The following is a 15,897-nucleotide window of genomic DNA, read 5'->3' on the forward strand; positions in this document are numbered from 1 at the left end:
CCGTGAGCACGCCGAACGTGACGGTCGTCCGCGCCTGCCTGCGGGGCGGCGCGGGCGGCAGCCCCACGGCCGTCGTCCTGGAGGACGACGCGGACGACGCGGACGGGGCGGCCGACGTGGGGGGCACGGACGGCGCGCGGCCGGGCGACGACGAGCGGCGCCGGACCGCGGTGGCCCACGGCGTCTCGCACGCCGTGTACGTACGTCGGGCCGGCGACACGACCGAGCTGCGCTTCTTCACCGCGGAGGAGGAACTGCCCGCCTGCGGGCACGGCACGATCGCCGCCCTCGCCCTCCTCGCCGCACGGCACGGCGGCGCCGGGCCCTACCGCGCCACCCTCCGGGCCGGGGGCCGGGTCTTCGCCGGGCGGGCCGAGCGGTCCGGCGAGCTGATCACCGCCGCCTTCGACCCGGGCCCCGTCGATCTGCGCGAACCCACCGAGGAGGAACGCGCCCTCGTGCTGCCGGCCCTCGGCCTCGCACCGCACGAGACCGGGCCCAACCTCCGGATCGCCGGCGTGGGCCGCGAACGCATCCTGGTGCCGGTCCCCACCCGGGCCGTGGTCGCCGGGCTGCGCCCCGACCTCGACCGCCTCAGGGCGGTCTGCGACCGGCTCGGCCTGCTCGGCGCGTACGTCCACTCGGAACCCTCGCCCGACGGCGGGCTGGCGGCCCGGATGTTCGCCCCCTCGATCGGCGTTCCCGAGGACCTCGCCAACGCCAACAGCACGGCCTGTCTCGCCGCGCACCTGGCCGGCCGGGGCACCCACCGGATCGCCGTCGACATGGGCGATTCCCTCGGCAGCCCGGCCACCGTCACCGCCACGTCGGGACCGGACCTGAGCGTCGAAGTCGGTGGCGCCGCACGGGTCCTGACCGAGGGACCGGGAGTCCAGGACTCCTGAGGGCAGCCGGGGCCACTGACTGACGTCTCGTCAGTTCGGCGTGTCCGTACGGTGACTACCCGCCCGGCCGACTCTCGCGCCCGGGCCGTCGACCCCTGGGTCAGAGACCCGGCCGGCGGGCCCGGGCCGCCTCGATGTCCGGGACGTGTTCCTCGGCCCAGCGCCGTACGGCACGGAGCGGGACGAGCAGGGAGCGGCCCAGCGGGGTGAGCGCGTACTCGACGCGGGGCGGATTCTCGTCGTACTCGTGCCGGCTGACCAGACCGTCGGCCTCCAGGGAGCGCAGCGTCTCGGTCAGGACCTTCGGGGTGATGTCCCGGATGTGCCCCTTCAACTCGCCGAAGCGGCGCGGTCCGTCCTCCAGGGCGTTGACGACGAACACGGTCCACCGGGCGCCGATGCGGTGCAGCACCATGCGGCTCGGGCAGGTCGCCGCCATCACGTTGTACGCCTTGCCCATCACTGCCTCCGGTTTCGTTGAAGATACCGGTATCAAATCCATACCGTTGCACCCGATCCTACGAGAGGGAGTGCGAACCATGGAGCGGATCCTGGTCATCGGCGGTGCACGGGCGCTCGGCGCGGCCGTCGCGAGGCGGGCGAAGAAGGACGGGTACGACGTCGTCGTCGGTGCCCGCGACCTGGCCGCGGCCGAGGCGCTGGCGAGCGAGATCGGCGCCACGGCGGTGCGGATCGATCTACAGGACGAGTCGACGATCGCGGCCGCGGCGGACCGGCTGAAGGACGGCGTCGACCACATCGTGACGACCGGTTCGGCGCCGCACGACGTCCGCGCGACCGAGCTGGACCGCGACAAGCTGGTGGCCGCGTTCACGGCGAAGGTGGTCGGCCCGATGCTGGTCGCCAAGCACTTCGCGCCGGTGCTCCGGCCGACCGGGTCGTTGGTGCTGTTCTCCGGCGTGGTCGGCTGGCGCCCCGGGCCTGGCTCGCTGGTCAAGGGAGTCACGAACGGTGCGCTCGAGTACGCCGCGCGCCACCTGGCGGCGGATCTGGCGCCGGTCCGGGTCAACGCCGTCTCGCCCGGCGTCGTGGACTCGGGCTCGTGGGACCGCCTCGGCGACAAGAAGGCCGCCCTGCTGGACAAGAGCGCGGCCGGGACCCTCGTCGGGCGGCACGGCGAGACCGACGACGTCGTCGACACGGTGATGTGGCTCCTCCGGGCGGGCTTCGTCTCCGGCGAGACGATCCACATCGAGGGCGGCGCCCGCCACAAGACCGCCTGACGCGCGGACCGTCCTCGTCCTCCGGGCCCTCCGGGCCCATCGGGCCCGGAGGGCCCGGCACATGAGGGCGCCCGGGCACAGCCATCACGGAGTCGGAGGGACAGTCAGTTGGACACCACCAGTCAGCGCCAGCCCGGCGAACGGATCGAGCCGCCGGCCGGGAAGGACGCCGGGCGAGGGTTGTCGGCCTGGCTGGTGGCCCGCGGCCTCATACCCGAGACGGGCCCCAAACGGGCCTTCGCCGGCACGACCTTCGTCAACCAGATCGGCAAGGGCCTCTTCATCGCCGGGGCCGCGCTGTTCTTCACCCGCTCCGTGGGCCTCCCGGTCGCCCAGGTCGGATTCGCCCTGGGCGCCGCCGCCCTGATCGGACTCGCCGCCGGCATCCCCGTGGGCCACCTGGCCGACCGGTACGGACCGCGCGAGGTCTTCCGGCTCACGCTCCTGGTGCAGGCCGTCGCCGTGGCGGGACTGGTGTTCGTGCGCTCCTTCCCGGCGCTGATCGCGTGCCTGTGCGTGGCCGAGCTCGCCGTCTCGGCCGGCACGGCCGCCCGCGGCCCGCTGACCCGCGCCCTGGGCGCCCCGAACCCCACCCGCTACCGCTCCTACCTCCGTGCCCTCAACAACATCGCCGTCGGCTGCGGAGCCCTCGCGGCCGGCGTCGCCGTCCAGCTGGACACCAGGACCGCGTACGTGTGCCTCATCCTCGGCACCGCCGTCATGTTCCTGGTCTCCGCGGCCGTCTCCTTCCGCGTCCCGTCCGTGCCACCGGTGGAGGTCCCGGCGGGAGGCAGCCGCTGGCCGGCCCTGAAGGACAAGCCGTACGTGGTGCTCACCGTCCTGGACGGCATCATGTCCATCCAGAACCAGGTGCTGATCTTCGCCCTGCCGCTGTGGATCATCGGGCGCACCGACGCGCCCCGGTGGTTCGTCGGCGCGAGCGTGGCCGTCAACACCGCCCTCGTGGTCTGCCTCCAGGTGCGGGTCAGCCGCGGCGTCGACGACAACGCGTCGGCCGGCCGCACGGCGCGCCGCGCGGGGGTCGCGTTCCTCTTCTCCACCGCCCTCATCGCGGCGGCGGGCGGCGCGCCCGGCTGGGTCGCCGTGGTCGTCGTCGTGCTCGGCGTAGTCGCCCTCACCGTGGGCGAACTGTGGTACACCGCCGCCTCGTTCGAGCTGTCCTTCGGCCTCGCCCCCGAGCACGCGCAGGGCCAGTACTCGGGCCTGTTCGCCATCGGCCAGGGCCTGTCCAACGCGATCGGCCCGCCGGTGCTCGGCCTGGTCTGCATCGGCTGGGGCGCGCCGGGCTGGCTCGCCATGGGAGCGCTCTTCCTCGTCGCCGGGCAGGTCGTACCGCTCGTCGTGAGGTGGTCCGACCGCACGCGCACACACAGCCCGGGTTAGACCGCCCGCCTCCGCCCGCCGGCCGGTGATGTCCCGGGCGGCACGAGCAGGTCCCCGTGTCCCGGCCGGTCGCTTCGGGGCCGGCCACCCGGCTGCGGGTCCGGCACGGACGGGCGGCGGCGTGAGAGGGTGGCAGGGTGAATCGTCTCGCCGACGCGACCTCGCCGTATCTGCTGCAACACGCCGACAACCCGGTCGACTGGTGGCCCTGGGGGCCGGAGGCGTTCGCCGAGGCGGAGCGGCGCGGCGTGCCGGTGCTGCTGAGCGTCGGCTACGCCGCCTGCCACTGGTGTCACGTGATGGCGCATGAGAGCTTCGAGGACGCCGGGCTCGCCGGGTACCTCAACGAGCGGTTCGTCGCGGTCAAGGTGGACCGGGAGGAGCGGCCGGACGTCGACGCCGTGTACATGGAGGCGGTGCAGGCCGCGACCGGGCAGGGCGGGTGGCCGATGACGGTGTTCCTCACCCCGGGGAAGGAGCCGTTCTACTTCGGCACCTACTTCCCGCCGCAGCCCCGGCACGGGATGCCGTCCTTCCGGCAGGTGCTGGAGGGCGTCGACGCGGCCTGGCGGGACCGGCGGCAGGAGGTCGGCGAGGTCGCCGGGAGGATCCGCGCCGACCTGGCCGAGCGGGCCGCCGTCTACTCGGCCGGCGCCCACCACCCGCCCGGCGAGGCCGACCTGCACCAGGCGCTGGTGACCCTCAGCCGCGACTTCGACCAGAACCGCGGCGGCTTCGGCGGCGCGCCCAAGTTCCCGCCGGCCATGGTGCTGGAGTTCCTGCTGCGCCACCACGCCAGGACCGGCTCGGAGGCGGCGCTGGAGATGGCCGTCCGCACCGGCGGGGCGATGGCGCGCGGCGGCATCCACGACCAGCTCGCCGGCGGCTTCGCCCGGTACGCGGTGGACGCCGGCTGGGTGGTGCCGCACTTCGAGAAGATGCTCTACGACAACGCCCTGCTGCTGCGCGCCTACCTGCACCTGTGGCGGGCGACCGGCGATCCGCTGGCCCGCCGGGTCGCGCTCTCCACGGCAGACTTCCTGCTGCGCGAACTCCGCACGCCCGAGGGCGCGTTCGCCTCCGCGCTGGACGCCGACAGCCTGGACGAGGAGACCGGGAAGTCCGCCGAGGGCGCCTACTACGTGTGGGAGCCCGGCCAGCTCGTCGACCTGCTCGGCCCCGCCGACGCGGCCACCGCCGCCCGGCTGTTCACCGTCACCGCCGAGGGCACCTTCGAGCACGGCACCTCGGTACTCCAACTCCTCGCCGAACCCGAGGACTTCGCCGAGTACGAGGCGATCCGGGCGCGGCTGGCCGAGGCCCGGACGGCCCGGCCCGCCCCGGCCAGGGACGACAAGGTGGTCGCCGCCTGGAACGGCCTGGCCGTCGCCGCGCTCGCGGAGACCGGCGCGCTGCTGGAGCGCCCCGACCTGGTCGAGGCCGCCGAACGCGCCGCCGACCTGCTGCTCGCCGTCCACCTCACCCCGGACGGCCGGCTGCTGCGCACCTCCAGGGACGGCCGGGCCGGCGCCAACGCCGGTGTGCTGGAGGACTACGCGGACACCGCCGAGGGCTTCCTCGCGCTGTACGCCGTCACCGGCGACGCCTCCTGGCTCCAGCTCGCGGGCGGTCTGCTCGACACCGTGCTCAAGCACTTCACCGACGAGGCCTCCGGTGCGCTCTACGACACCGCCGACGACGCCGAGGAGCTGATCCGCCGCCCGCAGGACCCGACGGACAACGCCACTCCGTCCGGCTGGACGGCGGCCGCCGGCGCCCTGCTCACGTACGCCGCGTACACCGGCTCCGACCGGCACCGCACGGCCGCCGAGCGCGCCCTCGGCGTGGTCGGCGCGCTCGCCGGACGGGCCCCGCGGTTCATCGGCTGGGGCCTCGCCGTCGCGGAGGCGCTGGTCGACGGGCCGCGCGAGGTCGCGGTGGTCGGCCCGGACGGCGACCCGGCCACCGCGGCGCTGCGGCGGGCCGCGCTGCTCGGGACGGCGCCGGGGACGGTCGTCGCGGTCGGCGCGCCGGGGGAGGCCGAGGTGCCACTGCTGGCCGACCGGCCGCTGGTCGGCGGGGCGCCCGCGGCGTACGTCTGCCGGCACTTCGCCTGCGACGCCCCGACCACCGATCCGGCGGTGCTGGCGGAGAAGCTGGGCGCGGCGGTCGAGTAGCGGCGGCCCGGCCGGCGGCCCGGCGGCGGCTCGACGGATCGGCGGACGTTCGCGGTACTTCGAGATCGGTCGAAATATCGTTTGCGAGCGAACCCGGGCCGGCGTCATCATGGGTCATGACCTGGACTTTCACCACCTCCCTCGACGAGTTCCGCGAGGAGGCGGGCGCCTTCCTGGCCGCCCGCCCCGCCGAGAACACCGTTCTGCTCACCATCGCGCACCGGCTGGCCGAGTCCGGACTGACCGTGTTCGGTGACCGGCCGGTCTTCGGCTGGTGGCGGGCCGAGGAGGACGGTCCGGTCGGCGGCGCCTTCCTCCAGACGCCGCCGTTCGCCCCCCGGCTCTCCTTCATGCCACCGGCCGCGGCCGCCGAGCTGGCGGTCGAACTGGCCGCAGCCGGGCCGGAGTTCACCACGGTCACCGGGGTCGGCGGGGGCGCCGAGGCGGTTCGCGCCTTCGCCGGGGCCTGGACGGCGGCCACCGGCGCCGGGCAGTCCGTCCGTTTCGACGAACGGCTCTACCGGCTCGGCGAGTTGGCCGACCCGCCGCGCCCGCCCGCGGGCCGCCACCGGCTGGCCGAACCGGCCGACCGCGAGCTGGCGATCCGCTGGTACGAGGAGTTCCTGGTCGAGGCCGGGGTCGAACTCCCCGACGTGCCACGGGCGGTGGACGAGCGGACCGCGGCCGGCTGCCTGCACCTGTGGGAGGACGAAGGCCGCCCGGTCGCCCTGGCCGGCAGCAGCCCGATCCTCGTCGGCATGTCCCGCGTCGGCCCGGTCTACACCCCCGCCGAGAGCCGCGGCCGCGGCTACGGCACCGCCGTCACTGCCGCCACCTCGGCCCACCTCCTCGCCCGCGGCGCCACCGAGGTCCTGCTCTACACGGACCTCGCCAATCCGACCAGCAACTCCATCTACCGGCAGATCGGCTACCTGCCGGTGGAGGACGCCCTGACCGTGGACTTCGGGCCGGCCTAGAGGCGCCGCGGCGGCCGGGCCCGCACCGGCCGACGGCCGCCGTGGGCCCGGCCGGCCGTCACTCCCAGTCCCACCGGATGCCCAGGAGGCACGGCCGCAGTGCCGTGGCGACCAGGTGGACGCAGTGGTGGCCGTCGAGGGTGAGTTCCTCGGTCTCGTACGGGAGCTCGCCGGGGGAGTGGAGCGCGAAACGGTGGCACCGGACGGGGAGGGCGGCGGGGTGGAAGGCGATCTGGAGGACGTACTGGCCGGCGCCGGAGTTGAGGCCGCGGACGTACTCGCAGCTGGGGCCGGGGGAGGGGGCGTCGTCGAAGCCGTAGCCGAGCAGGTGGGTGTCGCCTGCGCGTAGCCGGCGGTCGAGGAGGAGTTCGGCGGCGAGCAGGTGGTGGGCCTGGTCGCGGCGGATGCGGCCGGGGCGGCAGTTCTCCTCGGCGCGGACGCCGACGCGGGTGATGTCGCTGCCCGGGTCGCCCTGGTAGAGGGCGAGGTAGCGGTCGATGCCGTCGCGGTGGGCGCGCAGTGCGTGCTGGGAGTCGCGGCGGGTGAGCCGGCGGTCGGGGCCGATCCGGACGCGTTCGATGTGGGTGATGGTGTGCAGCCCGGTGTCGCGCGGGCCGGCCAGGGTGGCGAGCAGGCCGTCGACGGCGACGGCCGGGGAGATGAGGTCGCGGTACGGGAGCACGGGCGGGCCGGCCGGGGCGGGCTCGGCGGCGCGGCGGGGGCCGAGCAGCCGGGTGAGGGAGTGCTCGGGGAGGTCGAGGACCTCTTCGAGGGCGGCGACGGCGCGCAGTGACTCGGCGCGTTCGGGGCGGCGGCGGCCCTGCTGCCAGTAACTGAGGCTGGTGAGGCCGACGGTGACGCCGCGCAGGGCGAGGTGGCGGCGGATGCGGTGCAGGGCGAGGCCCCGGGCGGAGATCGCGGTGCGCAGGGCGAGGTGGAACGGGCCGGTGCGCAGGGCGGCGGCGAGGTCGGCTGGGTCGCTCCGGTGGATGGCGGCCTCCTGGGGGCGGGCGGTCCGGCGCCCGGACCGCTCGGACGGACCGCCCGGACGCACCGGTGTTTGACCGTGAATATTCACATCGGTGTGGCGGTTTGTCACCGGTTCCGGCCTGCCACGCGGAGGTTTCCCGGGCACCGTTCACATCCGGGTCCGCCCGTTCACACCTCGGTCCCGGCCCCACCGAGGGCCGTTGACCCGCCCCTGACGAGGCGCGATGCTCGGGGCGCGATCCGGACCGCGCCCCCACACAGCACCTCGCTCCACTCGTGCAAGGAGGCATCCCCCCATGCCAGTTCCACGGATACGGCTGCGCCGCGCGGTCTCACTGCTCGCCCTCGGCGTGCTGGGCCCGGCGCTCACCGCCGCGGTGGCGGCGCCCGCGATCGCCGCTCCCGCCCAGGGTCAGGCCCAGGACCGGGCCGTGCACCAGGTCCGCCGGGCCGCCGCGCCCGGCAGCACGGCCGACCTGGCCGGCACGTACAAGAAGCTCAACATCACCATGCAGCAGCAACAGCAGACCAACTGGTGCTGGGCGGCGAGCGGGAACACCATCGCCACCTGGTACGGCTACAACTACAGCCAGAACCAGTTCTGCAACGTCTCGTTCGGCCGCTCCGCCGACTCCGGCTGCCCCAACAGCCAGGCCACGCTGGGCGATGTGCAGAACGGGCTGAGCCGGGTCGGCATCACCCCGGGTTCCTACGTCAACGGGTACCTGAACTACGGCACCGTGCAGTCCGAGGTGAACGCCGACCGCCCGGTCGAGACGCGCATCCAGTGGAGCTCGGGCGGCGGACACATGCACGTCCTGTACGGCTACGACACCGCGAACAACTGGGTCTACTGGGGCGACCCATGGCCCTCCAACTACCGCTACAACTGGGCGGATTACCGGTACTACGTGAACAACAGCACGTTCTCGTGGACCCACTCCCTGTACCGGATCGGCGCGTGAGGGCGACCATGACCGAGACCAAGAGCCGCCGCCGGACCACCACCGCCACCGGCACCGTCGCCGCCGCCCTGCTCACCGCCGGCCTCGCGCTGGCGCTCGCCCCGGCCGCGCACGCCGCGGAACCGGCCGCCCAGGCCGCCGCCGTCCCGTCCCCGGTGCCGGCCGCCGAACTGGCGCAGGCCCGCGGCGCGGTCCAGGACCCGGCCGTCCTCGACCAGGTCGGCCACTTCTTCGCCCGCAAGGGCGTCCCGCCGACACAGCAGCTGACCATCGGCGCCGCCGAGGAGGCCCGGGCGGCGAGCGCGGCCGCACCACGGCTGGCCGGCGACACCGTGCCGGTGTACGTCCTGGACCGGGGCTTCGTGGCCGGCAGCCCGGGCGCGCCGGTGGCGAAGGCCGAGTTCACCGCCAGCAAGGTGGTCGCGGCGGACGGGCAGACCGCCTCGGTCTGGACCGTCCGGCAGGACGGGGCCTGGAAGGTGGTCAACATCGCCTCGGGCGGTGACGAGAGCGACTACGCGGCGAAGGCGGCGGGCAGCGGAGGAGGCACCGTCTTCCGCGAGCCGCAGGTCAACGCCTGGTACGTGCTGCGCGACGGCCGGGTGCTGCCGCTGGACGACGAGGCCGGGCGCTCGGTGGGCGCGGGCGGGGTCACGCTGGCCGCGTACCAGCAGCTGGTGCACCAGCGGTACGGGGACAAGCTGCCCGGCTCGGCGTACGACCGGGAGGGCAGGGGCGGCGGCTACCAGGCGGACGCCGCCCCGCAGGCCGAGGCGGCCCCGCAACCCGGGGGCGGACCGCAACCGGCGGCCGTGGCGGAAGCCGCGGGCGGCGGTTCGGCGCTGCCGGCCGTGACGGCGGCGGCCGCCCTGGGTGCCACCGCGCTGGTGGGCGCGGGTGCCGTGCTGCGGCGGAGGACGACGGGCGTCCGCCGCGGCTGACGGCAGGCGGGGCCCGGTCGGTCGGGCCGGGCCCCGCGGTCCGCACGCGTCGTTCGTCGGGCACCGCGCACACGCCCCGCACCCGTCACCGAGCGGCTCGCACCCGTCACCGAGCGGCTCGCACCCGTCACCGAGCTGCCCGCGCAGCCGGCGAGGGGGTCTCACACCCCGGCGAACCCGCTCTCCAGCAGCGCGAAGGTGCGGTCGACCAGCGTCGCGATGTCCTCCTGTCCGTCGCCCGCGGCCCAGTGCAGCACCGCCTCGGTGCTGGCGGCGCCGATGGCGGCCGCGGTCACCCGCATCTCGTAGCTGGGCTCCTCGACGCCCGCCCGCCGGGTCAGCACCGAGAGGTAGAGCTCCTGCGGGCTGTTGCCGCCGCTGTGCAGTCCGGCGCGCAGCGCGGGGACCTCGGTGATCAGCCGCATCCGGGTGAGCAGTTCCTGGCGCTCGTGCTGGAGCAGCGCGCGGATCAGCCCGACGATGGCCTCCCGGCAGGAGGTGAGGAAGGGCTCGTCGGCGGGGCGGGCCAGCAGGGCGGAGATCATCGCCGGGTCGTACTCGTCGGAGTGAACCAGGTCCTCCTTGGTGGCGAAGTACCGGAAGAAGGTGGACGGGGAGACCTCGGCGGCGGCGGCGATCTGCTCCACCGTGGTGTTCTCGTAGCCCTGCCCGGCGAACATCCGGTACGCCTCGCGGCGGATGGTCTGGCGGGTCTTCAGCTTCTTGCGTTCGCGCAGCGACAGCGGCGCCTCCAGTATCGCCTGGACCGGGTTGGTCGGGGCGTCCGGAGGGGCCGCGGTCGGCTGCTGGGGAGTCATGCCCCGATTATCCGTGATCTCCCGCGCCGGCGGGGGTGCCCGAAGGGGCGTCCGCCCGGGTACCCGAAGGGGCGTCCGCCGGGGTGTCCGCCGGCATCCGGGCCGCGACCAGCACCGCCGAGAGCACCGCGACCAGCCCGGAGACCAGCAGCACCACCCCCATCCCGTGCACGTACGCCGTGTGCGCGGAGGCACTGAGCGCCTGCCCGCCCGCGCCCGCCCCCCGGGCGACGGCGTCGGCGGCGACCACCGACTCCCCGGCCCGGTGCGCGGCCTCGGCCGGCAGCCCGCCGGTGTCCAGCGCGCCGCGGTACGCCCCGGACAGCAGGCTGCCGAAGGCGGCGATCCCGATCGCGCCGCCGACCTGCCGCAGCGTCTGGAGCAGCCCCGAGCCCACGCCGGCCCTGGCCGGCGGCAGGGTGACCAGCGCGGAGGACTGCGCGGTGATCAGCGACAGGCCCATGCCCACGCCGAGCACGCTGAGCCAGATCGCGGCCCGCGCGTAGCCGTCGCCGGGGCCGGTCCGGCTGCCGAACAGCAGCGCGGCGGCGAGCAGGGCCAGGCCGAGGGTGATCACCGCTCGGACGCCGAGCCGGCCGACCAGGCGGTCGGTGGCCTTGGCGGCGACCATCAGTCCGAGCATCATCGGCATCAGCCGCAGCCCGCTGCCCAGGGCGTCCGTGCCGAGCACGCTCTGGAAGTAGAGCGGCAGGACGAAGAAGGCGCCGAACAGGACGAGCGAGATCAGCGTGGCCGCGACGGCGGACCAGCGGAAGGTGCGGTCGGCGAGCAGGCCGAGGTCGAGCATCGGATCGCGCTGCCGGCGGCTGCGCAGTACCAGCGCGGTGAGGGCGAGCAGCGAGCCGGCCAGCGTGCCGAGCACCAGCGGGTCGGTCCAGCCGCGTTCGGCGCCCTCGATGATGCCGTAGGTGAGTCCGGCCAGGCCGCCGGCGGCGAGGACGGTGGCGAGCAGGTCGATCCGGGGCGCGGCCGGGTTGCGGGTCTCCGGCAGCAGCAGGACGCAGGCGGCGATGCCGAGCGCGGTGAGCGGGACGTTGATCGCGAAGACCGAGCCCCACCAGAAGTGCCGGAGCAGGAAGCCGCCGACCAGCGGCCCGAGCGGGGCGCCGAGGGATATGGCGGCGGCCAGGATCGCGGTGGCCCGGCGCCGCTCGGCGGCCGGGAAGAGGCCGGGGATCACCGCCATCGACATCGGCATCACGAGTGCGGCGGCCAGGCCCATCCCGGCGCGGGCGGCGATCAGGGTGGCGGGCGAGCCGGTGAGCATGCCGGCGGCGGAGGCGAGGCCGAACAGGGCGAGGCCGGTGGTGAGCGTGCGGCGGCGGCCGAACCGGTCCCCGAGCAGGCCGGCCGGGAGCATCGCGGCGGCGAAGACCACGGTGTAGGCGTCGACGATCCACTGCTGCTGCCCGGTGGTGGCGCCCAGCTGTTCGGCGAGCGTGGGCAGGGCGACGTTGAGCACGGTCATGTCGAAGCTGATCACCAGGACGCTCAGGGTGACGGCGACCAGGGCGAGCCACCGGCGCGGATCGGCGGTGACGGGTGCGGCGGTGGCCGCGGGCACGGGCGGGGCTGCGGGCACGGTGTCCTCCGGGTCCCTTAATTGAAAGTCTCTCTCAAATGAGAGTAACTCTCAAAAAGTGTCGACCGTCAACACGACCCCGTGGTTACGCTCCGTGATGTGTCCTGGAAGTGCTTCTTCCGCACAAGGAATTGACGCAACGTTGATCTGTCGTTCGCCGCCCCTGGGCAGTCGGCCATGACTGTCGGTAGATACGATGTGGCAATCGGTCAGTGCTGGCCGACGCGTGCCGAGAGCGGAGAAGGGGTGGGGCGGCGGGAGCCGACCACGAGCCCGGCACCGGGAAAGGGGACCGAAGTGGCCGACGCGGACGACAGGCAGACGAGCACCCAGATGTGGGGTTCGGTGACGGTGGTGGGCTCCGCGCTCGCCGTGGTCGCGGCCTATCTGATCAACGGCGCCCCGCTGGTACTGGGGGTCGCCGGGATCGAGACCCTGCTGCTCATGCTCTACGTCGCCCGCCGCTGGCGTGCGCTGCGCGGCGGGCCCGCCCCGGTCCGGCACCGCCCGCGCCGGGGCATCCCGGACGCCGCGCACTGCGAGCGCTGCCGCCGGGCCCGCGAGGCGCTGGACGCCCGGCAGGCGCGCGCCCGCGCGGCCGGTGCGGCGTGGACGCCGGAGTCCCCGGGGTTCCGGGCGCCGGCCGGGGCGTCGTGGGAGCCGTACCGGGAGTCGCGCGGCGAGCAGCACCACGCGCACGGTGAGTACCACCTGCGCGGCGGACACCACGACGCGTACGCCGGGCACCAGCACGGGCCCGGGCCGCTCCACGGCCAGGAGCCGCAGCCGGAGCCGGGCGCCGCCGATCACCCGCCGTATTCGCGCCGCCCGCAGATCCGGGCCCCGTACGAGCGGCCCTGGACGGCGGAACGGGCGGTCGCCCGGTCCGTGGACCGTTCGACCGCCCGTCGGGGTGCGCCGGGATCAGCCGGCCGTGCTGTACGCCACCAGTGAGACGCCGACGTACTGGACGATGAACGCCCCCAGGGTGAAGGCGTGGAACACCTCGTGGAACCCGAACCAGCGCGGTGAGGGGTTGGGCCGCTTGAGCCCGTACACCACGCCGCCGATGCTGTAGAGCACCCCGCCGACGATCATCAGCACCAGGACGGCGACTCCGCCGGTGCGCAGGAAGTCGGGCAGGAAGAAGGCGGCGGCCCAGCCCAGCGCGAGGTACACCGGCGTGTACAGCCAGCGCGGCGCGCCGACCCAGAACACCCGGAACGCGATGCCGGCCAGCGCGCCGCCCCAGACCGCCCAGAGCAGCAGCTGCTGGTCGGCGCCCTCGAGCAGCAGCATCGTGAACGGCGTGTAGGTGCCCGCGATGATCAGGAAGATGTTCGCGTGGTCCAGCCGGCGCAGCACGGCGTCCCCACGGGGCCCCCAGTCGAAGCGGTGGTACACCGCGCTGACCCCGAACAGCAGCCACGCGCTGACCGAGTAGATCGCGCAGGCGATCTTGGCGGGCGTGGAGTCCGCCAGGCAGATCAGCACGATCCCGGCGGCCACCGTGGCGGGGAACATCCCGGCGTGCAGCCAGCCGCGCCACTTCGGCTTGCTCTCCATGAGTGCACTCTCCCCGAGTGCAGCAGCAGTCATGCGCTGCATGCTACCCGCTACCTACGGATCCGTAGGTTACTCACGCGTAGGAAGTGGCGATCGTCACTCTTGGACGTTTTGGAGTATTTGAAGTGTGGCGCCGCGCACTCCGTCGGGGGAGACCGCGGTTTGTTACTCATGAGTAATCATACTTGCAGTAGTAAAGGGTGCGTCAATTTCGACGCTTCGCCGCGTTCCGGCCCCAAGTCCGGAGCTACGCTGCAAGCACCCTCAGACCCCCGCGACGCCGTCTCCTCGCCGAGATGGCGTGAAACGGAGCGATCGTGTCGTACGAGATCTCTGCTCTCAGCGCATCCGCGCCCACCCGCCACAAGCAGCTGCTCGCTTGGGTGAGCGAGATCGCCGAGCTCACCCAGCCGGACCGCATCGAGTGGTGCGACGGTTCCGCCGAGGAGTACCAGCGCCTCGCGGACCTGCTGGTGGCTCAGGGCACCTTCAAGAAGCTCGACGAGGAGAAGCGCCCCAACTCCTACTACGCCGCCTCGGACCCCACGGACGTGGCACGCGTGGAGGACCGCACCTACATCTGCTCCGAGCAGGAGAAGGACGCCGGCCCGACCAACAACTGGAAGGCCCCCGCCGAGATGCGCGAGGTCTTCCAGGGCGAGCAGGGCCTCTTCCGCGGCGCGATGAAGGGCCGCACGATGTACGTCGTGCCCTTCTCGATGGGCCCGGTCGGCTCCCCGCTGGCCGCGTACGGCGTCGAGATCACCGACTCCGCCTACGTCGCCGTCTCCATGCGCGTGATGACCCGCATGGGCCAGGCCGTGCTGGACCAGCTCGGCGAGGACGGCGACTTCGTCAAGGCCGCGCACACCGTCGGCGCCCCGCTCGCCGAGGGCGAGGCGGACGTGGCGTGGCCGTGCAACAGCACCAAGTACATCTCGCACTTCCCGGAGACCAGGGAGATCTGGTCCTACGGCTCGGGCTACGGCGGCAACGCCCTGCTCGGCAAGAAGTGCTACGCGCTGCGCATCGCCTCGACCATGGCCCGCGACGAGGGCTGGCTGGCCGAGCACATGCTCATCCTGAAGCTCACCCCGCCGGCCGGTGCCACGGGCGAGCCGGAGGCCAAGTACGTCGCGGCCGCCTTCCCCTCGGCCTGCGGCAAGACCAACCTGGCCATGCTCCAGCCGACCGTCCCGGGCTGGAAGGTCGAGACGATCGGCGACGACATCGCCTGGATGCGCTTCGGCGCCGACGGCCGCCTGTACGCCATCAACCCCGAGGCCGGCTTCTTCGGCGTCGCCCCCGGCACCGGCGTGGACACCAACGCCAACGCCATCGACACCCTCTGGGGCAACACCGTCTTCACCAACGTCGCCCTCACCGACGACGGTGACGTGTGGTGGGAGGGCCTCACCGAGGAGCCCCCGGCGCACCTGACCGACTGGCGCGGCAACGACTGGACCCCCGAGTCCGGCACCCCGGCCGCCCACCCGAACGCCCGCTTCGCCGTCCCGGCCGCGCAGTGCCCGACCATCGCCCCGGAGTGGGAGGACCCGGCGGGCGTGCCGATCTCGGCGATCCTGTTCGGCGGCCGCCGCGCCACCGCCGTCCCGCTGGTCACCGAGTCCTTCGACTGGCAGCACGGCGTCTTCCTCGGCGCCAACATCGCCTCCGAGAAGACCGCCGCCGCCGAGGGCACCGTCGGTGAGCTGCGCCGCGACCCGTTCGCGATGCTGCCGTTCTGCGGCTACAACATGGGCGACTACTTCGCCCACTGGCTGAAGGTCGGCGCCCGGGCCGACGCCGCCAAGCTGCCGAAGATCTACTACGTCAACTGGTTCCGCAAGAACGCCGAAGGCAAGTTCGTCTGGCCCGGCTACGGCGAGAACAGCCGCGTGCTCAAGTGGATCGTCGAGCGCCTGGACGGCACCGGCGAGGGCGTCGAGACCCCGATCGGCGTGCTGCCGACCGTCGAGGGCTTCGACCTCGGCGACCTGGACCTGTCCAAGGAGGACCTCGACCTGCTCTTCACCGTGGACGCCGACATCTGGCGCCAGGAGGCCGCCCTCGTGCCGGCCCACCTGGAGACCTTCGGCGACCACACCCCGAAGGAGCTGTGGGACGAGTACCGGAACCTCGTCGCGCGCCTCGGCTGAGCCTGAGCCTCAGCCGCGAGAGAGGCGGGCGCGCGGCACGAACCGCGCGCCCGCCGAGCGACAGGACGGCCGGAGTTCCGCCGGGCGATCTTTCCCCGACCAAGGAGATCGCCCGGGCCGGGACTCCGGCCGTAGTGTCTTCCGGGCC

General features: G+C 73.9%; 14 protein-coding genes. 9 read left to right on the forward strand and 5 right to left on the reverse strand.

The features are described 5' to 3' along the window. Positions 1 to 2: 2 nt before the first annotated feature. Positions 3 to 905, forward strand: a complete 903-nt coding sequence (locus ACZ7C5_RS14130) for a PhzF family phenazine biosynthesis protein (protein ID WP_401083000.1) — start codon at positions 3 to 5, stop codon at positions 903 to 905. A 100-nt stretch (positions 906 to 1,005) separates the two neighbouring features. Here the strand turns inward: ACZ7C5_RS14130 and ACZ7C5_RS14135 are convergent, their stop codons facing one another. Then, positions 1,006 to 1,365, reverse strand: coding sequence for a winged helix-turn-helix transcriptional regulator (locus ACZ7C5_RS14135; protein WP_188299683.1), 360 nt, complete (start codon positions 1,363 to 1,365; stop codon positions 1,006 to 1,008). A gap of 79 nt (positions 1,366 to 1,444) precedes the next feature. Between ACZ7C5_RS14135 and ACZ7C5_RS14140 the strand changes: the two genes are divergently transcribed. From ACZ7C5_RS14140 to ACZ7C5_RS14155, 4 genes are all read left to right on the forward strand, one after another. After that, on the forward strand, positions 1,445 to 2,149 hold the full coding sequence (locus ACZ7C5_RS14140) for an SDR family oxidoreductase (RefSeq protein WP_401083005.1): 705 nt from the start codon (positions 1,445 to 1,447) through the stop codon (positions 2,147 to 2,149). Between the two features lie 108 nt (positions 2,150 to 2,257). Next, positions 2,258 to 3,553, forward strand: a complete 1,296-nt coding sequence (locus tag ACZ7C5_RS14145) for an MFS transporter (protein ID WP_401083008.1) — start codon at positions 2,258 to 2,260, stop codon at positions 3,551 to 3,553. A 137-nt stretch (positions 3,554 to 3,690) separates the two neighbouring features. Next, positions 3,691 to 5,730: a thioredoxin domain-containing protein gene (locus ACZ7C5_RS14150; protein ID WP_188299681.1), complete on the forward strand. Its 2,040-nt coding sequence runs from the start codon at positions 3,691 to 3,693 to the stop codon at positions 5,728 to 5,730. A 116-nt stretch (positions 5,731 to 5,846) separates the two neighbouring features. After that, positions 5,847 to 6,707: a GNAT family N-acetyltransferase gene (locus tag ACZ7C5_RS14155; protein ID WP_401083014.1), complete on the forward strand. Its 861-nt coding sequence runs from the start codon at positions 5,847 to 5,849 to the stop codon at positions 6,705 to 6,707. Positions 6,708 to 6,765: 58 nt separating this feature from the next. Here the strand turns inward: ACZ7C5_RS14155 and ACZ7C5_RS14160 are convergent, their stop codons facing one another. Continuing rightward, a complete protein-coding gene (locus tag ACZ7C5_RS14160; protein ID WP_401083723.1) occupies positions 6,766 to 7,698 on the reverse strand; it encodes a hypothetical protein in 933 nt (310 codons plus the stop codon). Positions 7,699 to 7,993: 295 nt separating this feature from the next. On the opposite strand from ACZ7C5_RS14160, the gene ACZ7C5_RS14165 reads away from it, so the two are divergent. Together ACZ7C5_RS14165 and ACZ7C5_RS14170 are read left to right on the forward strand one after the other, a co-directional pair. Then, positions 7,994 to 8,662, forward strand: a complete 669-nt coding sequence (locus ACZ7C5_RS14165; RefSeq protein ID WP_401083017.1) for a papain-like cysteine protease family protein — start codon at positions 7,994 to 7,996, stop codon at positions 8,660 to 8,662. An 8-nt stretch (positions 8,663 to 8,670) separates the two neighbouring features. Beyond that, a complete protein-coding gene (locus ACZ7C5_RS14170; RefSeq protein ID WP_401083020.1) occupies positions 8,671 to 9,603 on the forward strand; it encodes a hypothetical protein in 933 nt (310 codons plus the stop codon). A gap of 161 nt (positions 9,604 to 9,764) precedes the next feature. Here the strand turns inward: ACZ7C5_RS14170 and ACZ7C5_RS14175 are convergent, their stop codons facing one another. Both ACZ7C5_RS14175 and ACZ7C5_RS14180 read right to left on the reverse strand, forming a co-directional pair. Beyond that, complete coding sequence (locus ACZ7C5_RS14175; RefSeq protein WP_401083023.1) at positions 9,765 to 10,421, reverse strand: acyl-CoA-like ligand-binding transcription factor; 657 nt, start codon at positions 10,419 to 10,421, stop codon at positions 9,765 to 9,767. A gap of 7 nt (positions 10,422 to 10,428) precedes the next feature. Further along, complete coding sequence (locus tag ACZ7C5_RS14180; protein ID WP_470322674.1) at positions 10,429 to 12,024, reverse strand: MFS transporter; 1,596 nt, start codon at positions 12,022 to 12,024, stop codon at positions 10,429 to 10,431. 297 nt (positions 12,025 to 12,321) lie between these two features. Between ACZ7C5_RS14180 and ACZ7C5_RS14185 the strand changes: the two genes are divergently transcribed. Further along, positions 12,322 to 12,978 carry a hypothetical protein gene (locus tag ACZ7C5_RS14185; RefSeq protein ID WP_401083028.1) on the forward strand — a complete coding sequence of 219 codons (657 nt, stop codon included), beginning with the start codon at positions 12,322 to 12,324 and terminating at the stop codon, positions 12,976 to 12,978. Here the strand turns inward: ACZ7C5_RS14185 and trhA are convergent. Further along, positions 12,949 to 13,623 (reverse strand): PAQR family membrane homeostasis protein TrhA, encoded by a 675-nt coding sequence (trhA, locus tag ACZ7C5_RS14190; protein ID WP_401083031.1) that lies wholly within the window; start codon positions 13,621 to 13,623, stop codon positions 12,949 to 12,951. The genes ACZ7C5_RS14185 and trhA overlap by 30 nt on opposite strands. 284 nt (positions 13,624 to 13,907) lie before the next feature. Between trhA and ACZ7C5_RS14195 the strand changes: the two genes are divergently transcribed. Next, complete coding sequence (locus tag ACZ7C5_RS14195) at positions 13,908 to 15,749, forward strand: phosphoenolpyruvate carboxykinase (GTP) (RefSeq protein ID WP_470322675.1); 1,842 nt, start codon at positions 13,908 to 13,910, stop codon at positions 15,747 to 15,749. Positions 15,750 to 15,897: the final 148 nt, after the last annotated feature.

This window comes from Kitasatospora sp. NPDC036993 (assembly GCF_055607525.1).

Coding starts and splice junctions, on each gene's coding strand:
- ACZ7C5_RS14155 (WP_401083014.1), top strand. CDS start 5,847: ATGACCTGGACTTTCACCACCTCCCTCGACGAGTTCCGCGAGGAGGCG.
- ACZ7C5_RS14175 (WP_401083023.1), bottom strand. CDS start 10,421: ATGACTCCCCAGCAGCCGACCGCGGCCCCTCCGGACGCCCCGACCAAC.
- ACZ7C5_RS14165 (WP_401083017.1), top strand. CDS start 7,994: ATGCCAGTTCCACGGATACGGCTGCGCCGCGCGGTCTCACTGCTCGCC.
- trhA (WP_401083031.1), bottom strand. CDS start 13,623: ATGACTGCTGCTGCACTCGGGGAGAGTGCACTCATGGAGAGCAAGCCG.
- ACZ7C5_RS14170 (WP_401083020.1), top strand. CDS start 8,671: ATGACCGAGACCAAGAGCCGCCGCCGGACCACCACCGCCACCGGCACC.
- ACZ7C5_RS14135 (WP_188299683.1), bottom strand. CDS start 1,365: ATGGGCAAGGCGTACAACGTGATGGCGGCGACCTGCCCGAGCCGCATG.
- ACZ7C5_RS14140 (WP_401083005.1), top strand. CDS start 1,445: ATGGAGCGGATCCTGGTCATCGGCGGTGCACGGGCGCTCGGCGCGGCC.